At 56.1% G+C, this 16,824-nt stretch carries 16 protein-coding genes and 1 tRNA gene; 6 read left to right on the top strand and 11 right to left on the bottom strand.

The genetic code is table 11. The annotated features are described in order from the left end of the window. Positions 1–19 precede the first annotated feature (19 nt). The 5 genes from A6F49_RS03225 to A6F49_RS03205 all read right to left on the bottom strand — a co-directional run bounded on the left by A6F49_RS03225 (position 20) and on the right by A6F49_RS03205 (position 4,974). Positions 20–1,615, bottom strand: a complete 1,596-nt coding sequence (locus A6F49_RS03225; RefSeq protein WP_043056971.1) for an ABC-F family ATP-binding cassette domain-containing protein — start codon at positions 1,613–1,615, stop codon at positions 20–22. A 210-nt stretch (positions 1,616–1,825) separates the two neighbouring features. Further along, positions 1,826–2,764, bottom strand: coding sequence for an ABC transporter substrate-binding protein (locus A6F49_RS03220; protein ID WP_043056970.1), 939 nt, complete (start codon positions 2,762–2,764; stop codon positions 1,826–1,828). A 40-nt stretch (positions 2,765–2,804) separates the two neighbouring features. After that, complete coding sequence (locus tag A6F49_RS03215) at positions 2,805–3,503, bottom strand: ABC transporter permease (protein WP_043056969.1); 699 nt, start codon at positions 3,501–3,503, stop codon at positions 2,805–2,807. Further along, positions 3,500–4,141 (bottom strand): ABC transporter permease, encoded by a 642-nt coding sequence (locus A6F49_RS03210; protein ID WP_043056968.1) that lies wholly within the window; start codon positions 4,139–4,141, stop codon positions 3,500–3,502. Before A6F49_RS03210 ends, A6F49_RS03215 begins: the two co-directional genes overlap by 4 nt. Then, positions 4,138–4,974: an ABC transporter ATP-binding protein gene (locus A6F49_RS03205; protein WP_043056967.1), complete on the bottom strand. Its 837-nt coding sequence runs from the start codon at positions 4,972–4,974 to the stop codon at positions 4,138–4,140. The genes A6F49_RS03210 and A6F49_RS03205 overlap by 4 nt, the downstream gene beginning before the upstream one ends. A 308-nt stretch (positions 4,975–5,282) precedes the next feature. Here A6F49_RS03205 and A6F49_RS03200 point away from each other — a divergent pair, with 308 nt between their 5' ends. Then, complete coding sequence (locus A6F49_RS03200; protein ID WP_043056966.1) at positions 5,283–5,585, top strand: addiction module antidote protein; 303 nt, start codon at positions 5,283–5,285, stop codon at positions 5,583–5,585. 269 nt (positions 5,586–5,854) lie between these two features. On the opposite strand, the gene A6F49_RS03195 is transcribed toward A6F49_RS03200, so the two are convergent. Beyond that, positions 5,855–5,926: transfer RNA gene (locus A6F49_RS03195), tRNA-Lys, on the bottom strand. A gap of 190 nt (positions 5,927–6,116) precedes the next feature. Between A6F49_RS03195 and ilvD the strand changes: the two genes are divergently transcribed. The 5 genes from ilvD (at position 6,117) to A6F49_RS17230 (ending at position 12,346) form a co-directional block, all read left to right on the top strand. After that, a complete protein-coding gene (gene ilvD, locus A6F49_RS03190; protein WP_043056965.1) occupies positions 6,117–7,838 on the top strand; it encodes a dihydroxy-acid dehydratase in 1,722 nt (573 codons plus the stop codon). Between the two features lie 277 nt (positions 7,839–8,115). Continuing rightward, the gene (locus A6F49_RS03185) at positions 8,116–9,984 is read left to right on the top strand and encodes an acetolactate synthase large subunit (RefSeq protein ID WP_043056964.1); all 1,869 of its coding nucleotides are present in this window, start codon (positions 8,116–8,118) and stop codon (positions 9,982–9,984) included. A 3-nt stretch (positions 9,985–9,987) separates the two neighbouring features. Beyond that, complete coding sequence (ilvN, locus tag A6F49_RS03180; protein WP_043056963.1) at positions 9,988–10,497, top strand: acetolactate synthase small subunit; 510 nt, start codon at positions 9,988–9,990, stop codon at positions 10,495–10,497. 38 nt (positions 10,498–10,535) lie between these two features. Further along, positions 10,536–11,564: a ketol-acid reductoisomerase gene (ilvC, locus tag A6F49_RS03175; protein ID WP_043056962.1), complete on the top strand. Its 1,029-nt coding sequence runs from the start codon at positions 10,536–10,538 to the stop codon at positions 11,562–11,564. Positions 11,565–11,734: 170 nt separating this feature from the next. Further along, positions 11,735–12,346 (top strand): DUF4870 domain-containing protein, encoded by a 612-nt coding sequence (locus A6F49_RS17230; protein ID WP_052504692.1) that lies wholly within the window; start codon positions 11,735–11,737, stop codon positions 12,344–12,346. Between the two features lie 193 nt (positions 12,347–12,539). On the opposite strand, the gene A6F49_RS03165 is transcribed toward A6F49_RS17230, so the two are convergent. From A6F49_RS03165 to A6F49_RS03140, 5 genes are all read right to left on the bottom strand, one after another. Continuing rightward, positions 12,540–13,064 (bottom strand): hypothetical protein, encoded by a 525-nt coding sequence (locus A6F49_RS03165; RefSeq protein WP_043056961.1) that lies wholly within the window; start codon positions 13,062–13,064, stop codon positions 12,540–12,542. Between the two features lie 549 nt (positions 13,065–13,613). Next, entirely contained in the window at positions 13,614–14,870 is a 1,257-nt protein-coding gene (locus tag A6F49_RS03155) for a Fic family protein (protein WP_082911560.1), read from the bottom strand. An 89-nt stretch (positions 14,871–14,959) separates the two neighbouring features. Continuing rightward, complete coding sequence (locus A6F49_RS03150; RefSeq protein WP_043056960.1) at positions 14,960–15,331, bottom strand: carboxymuconolactone decarboxylase family protein; 372 nt, start codon at positions 15,329–15,331, stop codon at positions 14,960–14,962. A 41-nt stretch (positions 15,332–15,372) separates the two neighbouring features. Continuing rightward, complete coding sequence (locus A6F49_RS03145; RefSeq protein ID WP_067605532.1) at positions 15,373–16,374, bottom strand: PIN domain-containing protein; 1,002 nt, start codon at positions 16,372–16,374, stop codon at positions 15,373–15,375. Continuing rightward, on the bottom strand, positions 16,374–16,823 hold the full coding sequence (locus tag A6F49_RS03140; RefSeq protein WP_043056959.1) for a helix-turn-helix domain-containing protein: 450 nt from the start codon (positions 16,821–16,823) through the stop codon (positions 16,374–16,376). The genes A6F49_RS03145 and A6F49_RS03140 overlap by 1 nt, the downstream gene beginning before the upstream one ends. Position 16,824: the final 1 nt, after the last annotated feature.

Below are 16,824 nucleotides of genomic sequence, written 5' to 3'. Positions count from 1 at the left end.
CAACGTTGTCGATTTGGGGTCATCCTTGGTGCAAACCATGGGTGTCTAACTCGACCCAGGTGTCAATGCCGAGGCGGTCCAAGAATGCATCATCGTGGCTGACAACAATCAGACCTCCCGCATAGGCAGCCAGTGCCGAAACCAGTTCGTCAACGCTTCGCAAATCGAGGTTATTCGTCGGTTCGTCGAGCACAAGTAACTGATGTGGTGGCTCGGCAACTAGGAGACGAGTCAGCGCGACACGGAATCGTTCGCCACCGGACAGATCCCCAACCCGTTGGTACACAGTGTCTGTGCGGAATAAAAATTGGGCCAGCTTCGCCCGGATCTCACCAGGTGGGCTGTGAGGTGCCGTTTCGCGGACGGTGTCGAGAATGCTGGTCGTGTCATCGAGATGATCAAGCCGCTGCGGCAGATAGCCAATGCGATCGGTATACCGGATCGCTGACACGTGTACTCCAGGGTCCCTGGCGTGGACCAAGCATTCCAGCAGCCGAGTTTTACCGACGCCGTTGCGTCCCGTTAACGCAATACGCTCGCGGCCTTGAACGACAATCCTCGTGTTGTGATGGTCGGACAGTTCGGCCAGACGGCGACTGCTCGGCACGCCCGGGTCGGGCAGATTGATGCTGATCTGTTGTTCGCGTCGTACGCGCTCTTCTTGTTGCTGGGCGGCGCGACGTGCAATATCGACTTTCTCATCGAGCTCCCCGCGCAGCTTTCCAGCAGAGACTTGCGCTTCAGTTTTGCGCTGATTCATGATCATCTTGGGTTTGCGCTTATTTTCGAAATCCGTTCGAGCGTAGCGCTGACGGCGCGCAAGCTTAATCTGGGCTTCAGCACGTTGCCGCTCCTCGACCCGAACCTGCTGCTGGGCTGTGCGCAGCGCTTGCTCTGCTGCGGCCTGTTCCTGTGCTACATGCTGACGATACGCACTATAGTTTCCGCCAAATACAGTGACAGAACCGGTTCGCAACTCGGCGGTTTCGTCCATGAGGTCAAGGAGCGCGACGTCATGGCTGACTACAATCAGCGTCCCCTGCCATGCCATAATGGCATCATACAGTTCATGCCGTGCGGAACGGTCGAGATTATTCGTCGGCTCATCCAGCAGGACAATTTCATCGCCGCTCAAGTGTAGCCCCGCCAGTGCGGTCAAAACGGTCTCGCCGCCCGAAAGCGTGCCCGCTTCTCGGGCCAGGTCGATACCGGTTAGGCCGTTGGCATCAAGCGATGCGCGTGCTTGTGCTTCAACGTCCCAGGCGTCGTTGAGTGCATCGAAGAGATGCGGATCGGAATCACCAGACTCGATTGCTCGAAGTGCATCGACTTGTGTTCGGATATCTAGCAGATCCGCGACGGTTGCGGTGGTATCTAAGATCAAATGCTGTGGCAGGTAGCCGACACGACCAGATACTGCGATGGTTCCGCTGACCGCCTGCAACTCACCGGCGATGAGCCGCAGCAGCGTGGTCTTGCCCGTGCCGTTGTCACCGAGCAGCCCTGTCCGGCCGCTACCAAAAGCGGCTGTGATGCGGTCCAGGACGGGTGTGCCGTCGGGCCAAGCAAATGTTACCTCGGTCATCACGACAGAGGAATTGTGAAGAATAGACATGGGGACTCCTGTGTTGTCTGCGAACACGCTGACAACACAGCCACGAGAAAAGGCTGCTACGACGTCAGCGCATAATCAAATGCGAAGTGACGGTCGTAAATCAGCACGATAAAGAGTCCTTGTTTGAAAACTGTGTGCACCCATGCTAGCAAAGGTGCTGTGCCAAGCCTAGAGGGAGGTTAACACCGCCTGAAGTGGTCGGGAGGCGACTCAGTTGGACAGGTCGTGGTCGGCGAGCCAGGCTGAGGCGATATCAGCAGCAGCGGCTTGCTCATTGACCGACTGGGCGTTGAGTTCTATAAGATCATCTGGGCCCAGCTCAGCTTGGACGGCATTGATCGCACTGACGGCCTTATCAGGCAGCTCATCAGTGGCGATTGGCACAACGTTTTGGGGCAGGATCAGAAATTCTGGGTCCTCTAACACCACCAGATTATTGTCTTCAATGGCCGGTGACGACGTGTAAATATCTGCCACGTCAACATCACCATCGGTCAATGCGCCCACGGTGAGCGGCCCACCGGAATCCTCGACGCCGATCACTTCAACGGTCACACCGTAGCGCTCCAGCGCGCCGTCGGGACCATATGGGCGCGTTTCGAATTCTGAATTTGCGGCCATCGTGACAGCATCCCCAAGGTTGGTGAGATCACCGATGGAGGTTAGGTCGTATTGTGCTGCGGTGTCGGCGGTGACCGTATAGGAATCTTGGTCGGTTGCTGCTGCGAAATCTAGTGCCTGCAGCCCTTCCGGCAGCGCGTCGATGACCTGCTGGTGGACCTGCTCTGGAGTACCGGTTTCGGCTTCATCGGCATAGTACTGCACCAGGTTGCCGGTGTAATCCGGGATCAGATCGATGGTCCCTGCCTCCAGCTCCGGCATATACACTTCGCGCTGTCCGATCTGGAAGTCACGCTGGACACTGAACCCGGTATCTTCCAGGACTTGGGCGTAAATTTCGGCGATGATCTCATTCGAGTAATACGCCTGCGAGCCGATGACGATCGTATCGTCGTCGACTTGGGCACCCGCTTGCTCCAGCGGATCGGAGTTTGCTCCGCAGGCGGTCAGCGTCAGGGCCAGTAGCGAAGTGACGGCAATCCAGGAACGTCCTCGGGCAGGTTTTCGGGTTGTACGGGGAGAAGCCATGGCCTCATGTTAGGAACATCTCGGTGCCGACAGCAACAGACTATACGCGCTGGGTTGCGGCTCGTGAGGCACCTAACATGCGGACGCCGACAGGGGTGGCGAGGCGCTGGGCGGTGGCAAATAGCGCATCAATGACGACGACGAGCACCATGATCCACACTGAGGTGCCAAGCAGCATCCCGGTGTTTTGGGTATTGATGCCGAGGAAAATGAATCGTCCCAGGCCGCCTGCGCCCACATAGGCTGCCAGGATCGCCGTCGACATGACCTGAATAGATGCCGAGCGCAGCCCGCCGACGAGCATGGACAGCCCCAGGGGCAAGTGGACGCGCCAGATGAGTTGACCGGTGGTCAGACCCTGGGCGCGTGCGGCATCGAGGACCGCGGGGTTGATGGCGGAGATTCCCGAGTAGGTTCCGGCCAGGATGGAGGGGATGGCGAGGATGACCAGGGCGATCATGGGTGCGACCAGGCCGATGCCGACCAATAGTCCGAACAGGGTGATCAAGCCCAACGTGGGGAGTGCACGCGCGGCACCGGTGATGCCGATGATCAGGCCGGAGAATTTTTTGGTGTGGCCGATACACCATCCGGAGGGGATGGCAATAAGGGCCGCGATGGCGACGGCCAGGCTGCTGTACCAGAGGTGTTCCAGGCTGCGAGACACCAGGTCCTCGCCGGTGGGTGACCAGGTGTTAGCGGCAAAGAGCCAGCTGAAGGTTTCTTCGATGACGTTCATGCGCCCCGCTTTCGTTGCCAGGGCAGCAACATTCGGCCAGCAATGACCAACAGTGCATCAAAGGCCCCAGCCAGCCCGAGTGTCAGGATGATACCGGTAAGGATTTCGGCAAAGATTTGGCGTTGGAAGCCATCGGTAAATAACGTTCCCAATGAGGGGATTCCCAGTACGGCCCCGACCGTGCACAGTGCAATCGTTGATGCCGAGACGACCCGCAGACCGGTGAGAATTGTGGGTGTTGCCAATGGCAGTTCGACGGTGAAAAATTTGCGCCAGGCAGTGTAGCCCAGGGCGGTTGCCGTCAACCGCGTGTCGAGGGGCACAGCATTGAACCCTTCCGCCACGGACCGCACCAACAAGGCGATGCCATACAGCGTCAGTGCCACCACAACGTTGATGCCATCCCGCAAACCGGCGCCGGTGATAACGGGCAACACGATGAGCAACGGCAGCGACGGGATGGCAAACAGCAGGCCTGATCCGGTAATGATCGTTCCAGACCACCGGGGTAGCCGATGCGCTAACCAACCTAAGGGGATGGCACACACTAGTGCTGCAAGGATCGCGGGCAGACTCAAGGCTAGATGCCAGCCCAGCGCTCGCAGAATCAACTCGACATTTTGGGCCACCCAGTTCACGAGGACTCCAAGAAACCGGTGGGTCGACCGTGGGCATCCAGCACCAGTGTTGCGCCGTCGTCAGTATGTTGTAGATGCAAGGCGTTCTGAGTGGCTCGCAAACCGAGAAAGTCCTCGACGAACGCGTTGGCCGGTTGCGCGACCAGATCGATCGGGGAACCGTGTTGCATGATGCGGCCGCGTTCGGCCAGCAAAATGATGTGATGGCCCAAGCGCAACGCTTCGGGCATGTCATGGGTGACAAATAAGATGGTGGTGCCCAACTGGCACTGGATATCCAGTAGTTGGTGCTGCAGATCGGCTCGGACCAGCGGGTCGACTGCACCAAAAGGCTCGTCCATTAACAAGATCTTCGGCTCATCGGCCAGTGCTCGGGCAACGCCCACGCGTTGTGCCTGACCGCCTGAGAGTTCAGCGGGGTAGCGGTCTGCCATGTCTTGGGGCAGTGCTACTAGCTCTAGCATCTTGCCCACGGCTGTTTTGGCTTGGGCTTTGGTTGCACCGTTCAGACGCGGCACGACCGAAATATTTTCGGCCACCGTTTTATGGGGGAGTAACCCTGCATGCTGCATGACATACCCGATGCTGCGTCGCAGTTGCACCGGATTCAATGCGGCAATATCTTCACCATCAACCCGGATGGTGCCGGCAGTGGGAGTCACCATGCGATTGACCATACGCAGCAGGGTGGTTTTGCCACAGCCCGAGGAGCCGGCCAGCACGGTGATGGTACCGGTGTCGACCTCGAAACTGACGTCTTCCACTGCCACCACCTCGGGCGCCGTTCGCCGTGACCCCGGGTAGGTTTTAGTCACCGACTCAAACGAAATCATGAAGCATGTCTCCAAAGCTGCCGGTCGCGACAGGACCAAAGCGGGTTCATACGGTTAAAATGGACAATTCTACCGATCGTAACGCCTTGCAGCGTGCCACAGTATGAGCTGAATCGCAGATGATGAAAGAATTTCGGCAGCAGGCCGGACATGTCGCGGTGTCAACAGGTACCGTGCTCGGTTCCTAAGCCTCGTCGACGTCGCCCAGAAGGAACGTGCCTAAGCGGTGCGTGAGGTGCGTGAGTCGCTACTGGAACCACCACCCCAACTGGTGAGTCAAACGGATTGCCAGGACAAGGAAGGACCCCATGCATCACAACGGTGAAACGTTTGACCGTTATGACTCGGCAGACTATGTAAATATGTTTGACGACGTCGTCTCATTTCTAGAAGCTTTCATTGATGAGGCCGACGATGATCCTCGCATGATCGCACACGCGCTAGGTGTCGTTGCGCGATCACAGAACTTTAGTGCGATTGCACAACGAGCCGGTATGAGTGGTGAGGGGCTATATGAAGCACTCTCGTCTGATGACAGTCCAACACTTTCGACCGTGATACAAGCGGCGCATGCTCTTGAATTCCGCTTGCGTTTGGAAGGTATTGCGTGACGTAAGGAATGGAACTTTAGAAATTCGAACTGCTAAGCAGATGCAGAAAAACGTCAATATCTGCATGAGCGTGTTGAACAGGGACATTAATATTGACTAGACATGCTTGGAAGTCAGCGCTCGTGGTGACGCCAAGTATCGATGGTTCGAATGCAGTGCTGTGCATCAAGTAAGAGGAAGCGTCTACTGACCCGCCGAGTCATAACTTTGGGGTGATGAAAAGAAAAAATCGCCTTCGTCCCACTGTGGGAAACGAATGCGATAATGAGTGCCCCCCGCCGGACTCGAACCGGCAACCTACTGATTAAGAGTCAGGTGCTCTACCATTGAGCTAGAGGGGCATGTTGCTTTTGAGCAACGAAGAAAAACTTTATCAAAGAATTTCCGTTACGCAAAATTCAAAGTCAGCCTCATAGTGACCAGCATACCGGATGCCAAAATTCTCTAGGCAAACCTCGCATAATCATGTTGTGCCAGACACGATCGGTCACGTGAAGTTTTGTAGGACACGAGATCAGTAGGATTTGTTCCATGACGTCTAAGAACCCCGAAATTGACATGAAGCCGCGCTCGCGCGATGTAACTGATGGATATGAACGTGCACCAGCCCGCGGAATGCTCCGGGCAGTGGGCATGGGCGACGATGACTGGGATAAACCGCAGATTGGTATCGCCTCGTCCTGGAACGAAATCACGCCGTGTAACCTGTCGCTCGACCGCCTGGCCGAAGCCGCAAAGACCGGTGTTCACGCAGCTGGGGGATACCCGCTGCAGTTCGGAACCATCTCGGTCTCCGACGGTATTTCCATGGGCCACGATGGCATGCACTTCTCGCTAGTCTCTCGCGAGGTGATCGCCGACTCGGTAGAAACCGTCATGATGGCTGAACGCCTCGATGGCTCCGTCCTGCTGGCCGGCTGTGACAAATCACTACCGGGCATGCTCATGGCTGCTGCCCGTCTTGATCTGGCCTCGGTCTTTGTCTATGCCGGTTCGATCATGCCAGGCTATGCCACACTGTCTGACGGCGTGGAACGTCAGGTCACCCTGATCGACGCGTTTGAAGCAGTGGGCGCCTGCGCTCGCGGCACGATGTCGTTAGAAGATCTCGACGCCATCGAACGTGCCATCTGCCCAGGCGAAGGTGCCTGTGGCGGAATGTACACCGCGAACTCGATGGCCTCAGTTGCCGAAGCCCTGGGTATGTCGATCCCAGGTGCTGCTGCCCCTCCATCGGCTGATCGCCGTCGTGACTACGATGCACGCAAGGCAGGCGAAGCCGTAGTCAACATGCTGGCCAAGGGCATTACCGCTCGCGACATCCTGACCAAGGAAGCCTTCGAAAACGCGATCGCCGTCATGATGGCATTTGGTGGTTCCTCGAACACCGTGCTGCACCTGCTGGCCATCGCTTATGAAGCTGGCGTGGACTTGAGCCTGCATGATTTCAACCGCATTGGCGACAAGATCCCACACATCGCGGACATGAAGCCATTCGGCCAATACGTGATGACCGACCTGGACCGCATCGGTGGGGTTCCCGTGGTTATGCAGGCGCTGCTGGATGAAGGTTTGATCCACGGTGACGCACTGACTGTCACTGGTAAGACCGTTGCTGAGAACCTGGCAGAGCTGAAGCCAAAGAAACTCGACGGTTCGGTGTTGCGCAGCCTGGAGGAACCAATTCACGCCACCGGTGGTCTGACGATTCTGCACGGCTCGATGGCTCCAGAAGGTGCCGTTGTGAAATCGGCTGGCTTCGACGCCGAAGTCTTCGAAGGTACCGCACGCGTGTTTGAGCGTGAACAGCAGGCCATGGACGCGCTGGAAGCCAATGAGCTCAAAGCCGGCGACGTCGTCGTCATCCGCTATGAAGGACCAAAGGGTGGACCGGGCATGCGTGAAATGCTGGCCATTACCGGTGCTATTAAAGGTGCCGGCCTGGGTTCTGATGTTTTGTTAATCACTGACGGACGCTTCTCGGGCGGTACCACCGGACTGTGCATCGGTCACATTGCACCGGAAGCCGCCGTTGGTGGCCCGATTGCACTGGTCGAAGACGGTGACATGATCCGCGTGGATATTGCCAACCGCAGCATTGATCTGCAGGTGTCAGAGGACGAGCTGGCGCAGCGTAAAGCGAACTGGCAGCCAATCCCACCGAAGTTCACCGGTGGTGTGCTGGGCAAGTTCTCACAATTGGTGCAGTCCGCAGCCGTGGGCGCACACTGTAACGTAGAACTCGACAACTAAACGGCGCTCCTGCTCGGGGTGTGCCCGATTTGACAATTTCGGGCGTAACGACCATTATTAGGGCATGTCGAAGACCCTAGTAGTCGTTATTTAGCAGCGCATGGACTGACGAATTCAGTTTGGCTCCAAACGCCTTCCATGCGCTGAACCCCGAGCAGGCAGACCCGCCGAAGCCGGGGTTTTTTTATGGGCATCGCAAAACCGCGAAGCGCCCTACGACGTGAACGACGTCGACAGCAATAACTGCACAACTTACGACTGATCGAGGCGCACTGAAATGAGTTCCGGATCAAATATCACCCCTTCGGTGATGCCAGCTCACCCGCCGCAGCGGGAAAAAACCGTACATGACTCTGACGCACAGGCTGTTCCTGGCCCAAATCGGGTAGTAGAACCCACCAAGATGACCGGGGCCCAGGCCATTGTCCGTTCACTCGAAGAGCTAGACGTCACCGATGTCTTCGGATTGCCGGGTGGCGCGATTCTGCCCACCTATGACCCACTGATGGATACCTCCCGTATCCGCCACATCCTGGTGCGTCACGAGCAAGGTGCCGGCCACGCAGCCCAGGGCTACTACCTGGCCACCGGCAAAACCGGTGTGGCCATTGCAACCTCTGGTCCCGGGGCAACTAACCTGGTGACCGCGATTGCCGATGCCGATATGGACTCCGAGGCCGTGGTGTTTATTACCGGCCAGGTTGGTTCCAAACTCATTGGTTCGGATGCCTTCCAGGAAGCCGACATCGTGGGTATCACCATGCCGATCACCAAACACTCGTTCTTGGTGCGTCGTGCAGAAGACATCCCACAGGCCCTGGCCGAAGCGTTCTACATTGCCAACACCGGCCGTCCGGGGCCAGTCCTGGTGGACATCACCAAGGATGCCCAGGAATCTGACATGGAATTCTCCTGGCCACCGGTGATGGATCTGCCGGGCTACCGTCCGGTGACCCGCGGACACTCCCGCCAGGTCCGTGAAGCAGCCAAACTCATCCAGGATGCCAAGCGTCCGGTCCTGTACGTCGGTGGTGGCACGATGCGTGCCCAGGCCGCCGAAGAACTGGCCGAATTAGCCAAACTGACCGGCGCTCCAGTGGTCACCACCCTGAACGCCCGCGGTATTTTCCCCGACGACGACCCACAAAACCTCGGCATGCCGGGAATGCACGGTACCGTCGCTGCGGTTTCTGCACTGCAAATGTCGGACTTGCTCATTACCTTGGGCGCGCGCTTTGACGACCGTGTCACCGGGCAGCTGGCATCCTTTGCCCCGCTGGCCAAGGTCATTCACGCGGATATCGATCCGGCGGAAATCTCCAAGAACCGCATCGCCGATGTGCCCATCGTGGGCGACGTCAAAACGATCCTGCCGGAACTCTCTGATCAGCTTCGCGCAAGCTTTGCCGACCATGGCACCCCGGATCTGACCGAGTGGTGGGACATTGTCAATAAGACCCGCGAAACCTACCCGCTGGGATACACCGCCACCGACGACGGCCTGCTGGCACCACAAAAGGTGCTGGAAGCCTTGTCAGAAATTGCAGGACCGGAAGCCATCTACGTGGCCGGTGTTGGCCAGCACCAGATGTGGGGCGCACAATTCGTTGAATATAACCGTCCAAACCAGTGGATGAACTCCGCCGGGCTGGGCACCATGGGCTTTGCTATTCCCGCAGCCATGGGTGCTCAAGTTGGTGCACCAGACCGTGCCGTCTGGGCCATCGACGGCGACGGTTGTTTCCAGATGACCAACCAAGAATTGGCCACCTGTGTGATCAATAAGATCCCCATCAAGGTCGCGTTGATCAACAACTCCTCACTGGGCATGGTCCGCCAATGGCAGACCCTGTTCTATGACTCCCGGTACTCCAACACCGATCTGAATACCGGTGCCGATACGATTCGCGTGCCAGACTTCGTCAAACTCGCCGACGCCTACGGTGCCGTAGGTATCCGCGTGGAAACCGAAGACGAGATCGCCCCGGCTATCCACAAAGCCATGGAAATCAACGACCGTCCAGTCGTGATCGACTTCGTGGTTTCGGCCGACTCCATGGTCTGGCCGATGGTGCCATCCGGAGTATCGAATGACCAAATTCAAGTAGCCCGGGACATGACCCCGGAATGGGACGAGGAGGACTAAGACATGCAACGCCACACTCTTTCGGTACTGGTCCAAGACGTCCCAGGTGTACTCACCCGGGTCGCCGGGCTCTTTGCCCGCCGCGCCTTCAACATCGAATCCCTGACCGTAGGGCCCTCGGAAGTTGAAGGACTGTCACGCATGACCGTGGTGGTCGAAGCCCAAGGCGACGCCCTGGAACAGGTCACCAAACAACTGAACAAACTTGTCAACGTCATCAAAATCGTTGAACTCATTCCGGAACAGTCTTCCCAGCGCGACCACATCCTGGTCAAGGTTCGCTCCGATGCATCCACCCGCGCATCGGTAGTCCAAGCTGTAGAACTCTTCCGCGCCAACGTCGTCGATGTATCCACCGACGCCGTCACAGTAGAAGCCACCGGTTCCGCACAGAAACTGGAAGCCCTACTGGAAGTGCTCGAACCCTTTGGCATTCGCGAACTTGTGCGTTCCGGCACCATCGCAGTTGCCCGCGGCGGCAAATCCATGACCGACCGTGCATTGACCAAATAACCCAACAACACACCCATCCCAAGGAGAATTAAACTCTCATGGCCAAAAAATACTATGACGAAGACGCCGACCTGTCACTCTTGCAGGACCGCAAAGTAGCCGTAATCGGTTACGGCTCCCAGGGCCACGCCCACTCGCTGTCCCTGCGCGACTCCGGTGTCGACGTACGCATCGGCCTGGCCGAAGGCTCCAAATCCAAGGCCAAAGCTGAAGCAGAAGGCCTGAAGGTACTCACCGTCGCCGAGGCAGCCAAAGAAGCTGACCTCATCATGATCCTGGTCCCAGACCAGCACCAGGCAAAGGTGTTCAAAGAATCCATCGAACCACACCTTGAAGAAGGCGACGCCCTGTTCTTCGCCCACGGTTTCAACATTCGCTACGGCTACATCACCGCCCCAGAAGGTGTCGATGTTGCCATGGTCGCACCAAAGGGCCCAGGCCACGTTGTGCGTCGCGAATTCGAAGCCGGCCGCGGTGTGCCAGCACTGATCGCTGTTGAAAAAGACGCATCCGGTAAAGCCAAAGACCTCGCCCTGGCCTACGCCAAGGGTGTCGGCGGTACCCGTGCAGGTGTTATTGAAACCACCTTCACCGAAGAAACCGAAACCGACCTGTTCGGTGAACAGGCAGTCCTGTGCGGTGGCGCATCCCACCTGGTCCAGGCCGGATTCGAAGTCCTCACCGAAGCCGGCTACCAGCCAGAAGTTGCCTACTTCGAGGTCCTGCACGAACTGAAACTCATCGTTGACCTCATGGTCGAAGGTGGCATCGCCAAGCAGCGCTGGTCCGTTTCGGACACCGCTGAATACGGTGACTACATCTCCGGTCCACGCGTCATCGATGCTCGCGTCAAAGAAAACATGCAGGCAGTTCTGAAAGACGTTCAGGATGGCACCTTTGCCAAGCGCTTCATGGATGACCAGGCCGCTGGCGGTACTGAGTTCAAGGCCATCCGCGCGGAGCAGGAAAAGCACCCAATCGAGGCCACCGGCCGCGAACTGCGCAAGATGTTCTCCTGGTTGCAGGACACCGACGACGACTACACCGAAGGCACCGCCGCTCGTTAAGTCTGACTCGTTATAACTAACGACGACGGGGGTATCGGATTCATTCCGGTACCCCCGTCAGTGCGTTAACTCCCGAAGTGCTCTCGCAGCGATACCATAAAAGTAGACGCATCCCTGGCCTCGCGGCAACCACCGCACACGAGGACAGGGCAAATGTAATGGAGAAGGACATGTATAACCTGGACCCGTCGACCGTGACCGCTGCGGACCTACAACATCCGAATATCGACGCCGAAACGCTGCGGCAAATCGCGCTGGTACGCCCGGATCTTCGTCAAATCATTCTGCAGCACCCAAATTGTCACGCAGAGCTTGCCAATTTCATTTACGAGCTGCCCAACGATGCGCCGCCTGAGCCACCGCACATGCAGCCCTATCCTGATCCGTATCAGTCATCCGGCAACCTTCAGGCACCCCCGTATGGTTACGGATACGCCACACCCCGGCCACTCTCGCCCGATGACGAGAAACTCTGGGGCGTGCTGATGCACATCGGCAACCTCCTACTGGGCTTCCTCGTCCCGCTGATCATCTGGTTGATCTACCGCGATCGCAGCGAAACGCTCAACCAGCAGGGCCGGGCCGCACTCAACTGGGGGATTAGCTACCTGATCTACCTGCTGGCATCATCAGTGCTCATGGTGGTACTCATCGGGTGGGTCATGTGGCCAGTGGTCATGATTTTGGACCTGGTGTTCTGTATCATCGCAGCGGTCAAAGCGGGCAGCCTGCAAGCGTGGAAATACCCACTGTCCATTCCGTTTCTTGAAGTCAGAATGTAAGAAAAATCTTTGATGCAGCGGATGGTGAAAATACTGTGAGGTCTGAACCGACACATTTCCTGCACGTAGGCCGCTGTTACATCTTTATGGTGTGACCAGTTGGAACATGAACCGCATATGGCGCGGTCCATGTGTTGGAGTCATGTTGGAATCGCATCAGATGCGGGTTTAGCTCTCACGCGTTTGACAGCAGTTATCCTTGAACTTTCACTTCCGCGATGGCGTTGGGCCGCCCATTGGAGGCGTCCTCATTCCGCACGCGCAATTCGATGACGGCGCCATCATCGGTGTTGGTATAGGTGACGAACGTTGAGCCGGCGCCAGCATCACTGGCGGTTTGTTGCCAATGCGGCCCACCCGGCATGCCAAGTTCTTCCAACCCTTGGACTACTTCCGGTTCAGCCAGATCCTGCATGACAGGTTTATCTCCCTGGCCCCAGGCCACGATGAGCGCATCAGCATAATCGGTTGGGGACGTAGGGAAACCTGCACCAGGGTCTTCACCCGGGGCTGAGTCGTCATCGGAATCATCCGGAATGGACGCAGTATCTTCTGGCTGTTCGGTGACCGTTTGGGTCTGGGTTGCAGTGACTACAGGCTCTGACGGTGTTGCGCTGGCTTCTGGTGTCTCATCCGTAGCTTCGCCACAGCTGGTCAGCACTAATCCTGCCGCAAACAGCAGAGCCGCAGCCGACCGGATAGAAGTTTTCGCTGGCATTATTGCCTCCCATAGCGTTATAGCCGGTGTAGATTTTGGACACCGGGCGGACCGCAGGGGAGATGTGCCCATACGGGCCACAACCCCATTGTCCGCCAGTCCGTGCAGCGGGGCAACCCGCTGCACGGACTGGCATATTCGTCGAATGCGGCTTTGACGCAACGCATTGAGGCCAAGGCCAAGGTTTTTGGTACACCGATGTGTGGCATGAGATGCACCTAGCATTCGGCCACCTGTTCTTTGGTCATGCCTGCAACGTCGGTCTGCATATGGCCGGTCATTTGTGGTTCTCTACCGCCCATGGCTGCAAGGGTTGCCATGTTGAGCATCCGGCGGTCTCTGAGTTGGAGTCCTTCGCACTGGTAAGTTCCACCGAAGACGGCACCGACCACGCCCAGTCAGAGATACCCGGAGCAAATTCATCAGGCTATCGCTTCCACACGGCAGCACCCTCGAGAGATCAGCTATCTGATCTATCGGCCGGCCCACAACTGCCTGGCATAGAGCAAGTGCGCAGACTCATGGAAACGGTGCTTCATCGGAACGCTTTTAGATAGCAAAATTAGCCATACGCTCGCCAATGCGCAGTTCTAGACTCTTGAGTTCATCAATGACATCTGCTGCGACCCAGACGCGATTCCGTTTCTTGCCTGTTATTTCCCGAATAATCTCCGCATCAGTCAATTGTGCTATCGCTCGGTGTGAAGCCGAAGCAGAGAAGTTCATGGTTTCTTCGAGATACTCACTGCTGAGGAACGGAGCTGCCGAGAGTCTTTCAATGATTTCTCCTGCCGCACTATGGCCGCGAGGATTTCCTGCTTTGAAATCCCAGGTACCGGGCATTTCTACCAAACGTTGAGCCGTTACTCGCGATTCCTGAGATGCAACTCTGATTGATTCGGCGATAAGACGGACGATGGGATGCGCATCTCCATCGCGGTAGGCCCACAGGGTACGAAAGTAGTCGTGCCTGCGAGAAGCAAACGCAGCAGCAATCGGAATTGTCGTATAGCGCGTATAGCCTCGTTGTCGCAACAGTGCAGTGATCATGGCACGTCCGATTCTGCCGTTTCCGTCCGTGAAAGGGTGGATGTTTTCAAATTGCCCATGCATGATCGATGCTTGGACAAGTACTGGTATGTCATTTCGGTTACTAAAAGTAATCAGATCGTGCATGAGCCGTGAAACTTCGCCTGGAGGTGGAGGAATATGCAATGCTCCACGTGGTGAATGATCCGAACCTGCAATCCAGTTCTGCACCTTGCGGTAGTTGCCGGCATACATGGCCTCCAGACCTGCATCTGCCATCAGCATTCGGTGAGATTCTAGAATATTGGCCTTGTTGATGCCATTTTCTAATAAATGATCAATCGCCTCTGTCGCATGTACAATTGCGAGTGCCGACCGATTCGAACGGTTGCCGTAAAAAGCTCTGAGATAGTCTTCTACAGTTGCATGCTCATCTTCGATTTTTGAACTTGCAATCGCTTCGGTCCTGAGCATCATCCCCGATAGTGGTGCCAAGTGCTTACCGTACTCAGCATCTAACCGTGAAATCTCATCTAATGCCGTCTCACACTCAGAAATTAGTGCTCCAGACACCAACGGTTCTAAGGCTTCAATTTGTGGCGGGATATATGCGTGGAAACTGGTGAATTCCCTGTCTTCGCGTGGACCGCTTTCAGCTCTCCACCTTTGAAGCACCAGGGTGTGAGGCGGAATCTCAAGCCTGCTGGTAGGTGGCAGGAATCTGAGCGCCGCCCTTGTGCTTTCAGAGGGCTTCGACCGGGAGGAGTCTTCTGTCATAGATCCCAGGATACTCCCTTAGTCCCAGTTAAGGTAAGAAAGTGGGACTATAGATGCTATAGTCCCACTTGGGTCAGTGTCGGATGAAGTTAGGCTTCGAAAGCTGCTTTCATACAGCGCATTGCGGCCAAGGTTTTGGGTACGCCGATGTAGGGCATCAGGTGGACGAAGCATTCGGCAACTTCTTCTTTGGTCATGCCTGCGACGTCGACGGCGGTTTTGATGTGGCCGGTCAGCTGCGGCTCAGTGCCTCCCATGGCTGCCAGTGCCGCCATGTTCAACATCTGACGGTCTCGGAGTTCGAGTCCTTCGCGCTGGTAGGTCCCACCAAAGACGGCACCGACCACCCAATCAGATGCACCGGGTGCGAATTCGTCGAGTTGTTGTTTCCAAGCGGCAGCACCCTCGGGTGACTGGGTGTCCTGGACAAACTGATTGCCTTTATCCATGCTGAGTTCCACAGCATCCTCCTTATAAACAAAAATGAGCCATCAGCAGGCTATCAGCTGTCCGTCTGCAGGAAAATTCGGCTAGCGTCTGGTCGTTGGCCTCCGAAAGCGAATACACGCCACTCTTGATTGTCGAGTTTCACCAGTGTCAAGGCAAGGCCTTGGTAGAAACCAGTCCTGAACGCTTGGAGATAATTGCTGTCTGTTTTCACTAGCTTCATGTAGGCCACGCGGTCATCTTCAATTGCGTAATCGATGCCTTCCGCCAACCCATGTTCATCGATGAGTTTGGCAACCTGTTCCCTAGACGGAAAATCAGCAGCGCGAAGGCAAAGATTGTCAAATACTTGGGGTGGTTCATGTCCCAAGACCGAGTTGTACCAACGATAGGCTACGGTCTTGGGGTTTTTGAGGTCGTTCGGTCCGTTAGGAAAAAATAGGTCCTCATCGGATGGTCTAGTTTCCGGGACATGAAAGAGTGCGCTTTGTCCTATAGCTTCGGGAGTTCTTGCTGCATTAGATGCAAATTGGGCAAAATCGGGTACCAGTTTTCTTAGAGCTACGAGTAACTCCAGCAGCGTCGTCGGAGGACGCTTATTTCTTTCGGGGATCGTTCTGAGTACCTCTAGTGCCTCAACCGGATATAGGTCTAATTGGTCTTGAAGAAACTGATCCGGATGCACGACTTCAATTTCATAGTGCTGAGTTGAACTCAGCGGAAAATCCTGAAGGTTGGCAGTAACTAGCACTGCAGCTCCACTCTGAATGGCTGCAGCAAGAACGTGACGGTCTTTTTTGTCACAGGTAAGAGAAGCTATAAGGTGCGAATAACCTGAGATGCTAGCTTCCGGAAAAGCACGCGCCATAGCGTCGACTCGTTTATGAGCGGCCTGAGTAGTCAACCCGATTTTGCTCACGAGATTACGTTCAACTTCTTCTAGTACATCATCGCTCCACACGGGTGCGAATAATTCCGCATCGGCCAAATTCAGGAGCAGGTTGCATAGATTAATGGGAATCAGAACATTTGCATCAAAGAAGACTTTGAACCCCATTATCGCGTCCTATAAAAGCCTTCATCTCGATCGGGCCGGAATTCTTCGGATTCGACTTCTAGTCTGTCCAAAATATCTCGTCTTTGAACACGAGTTCGTGACTGAAAGTCTAAGACATCTCTTAGTGCGATTCGTCGATGACGTCCACGTTGTTCATACGAGATTTTTCCTTGCTCTAAATATTTAATTAGCGTGGGGCGGGAAACCCCCAATACATCTGCAGCCTCTTGGGTCGTGAGAAGAATTTTGCGTTGCAAGACGGCAACTGCTTCGCCTCGGTCTAGTATTTCTACTGCTTGAACGAGGACATCGTGTAGCTCCTCAGGCAACTCAAGTGTCCCACTTTCAGAAGATAACGAGACAGGGCCGCGGGCTTCTAAGAGTTTGGACAACTCCTCATACCGGGCGCTTTCTTTAGGAAAGAGTGTGGATTCCTTGAGTTCGGTCATA

It is taken from the genome of Enteractinococcus helveticum (assembly GCF_001657475.1).
In the GTDB taxonomy this organism is placed as follows: domain Bacteria; phylum Actinomycetota; class Actinomycetes; order Actinomycetales; family Micrococcaceae; genus Yaniella; species Yaniella helvetica.
The sequence above is the reverse complement of the archived record's forward strand: the minus strand, read 5'-3'. Positions and strand labels throughout refer to the sequence as shown.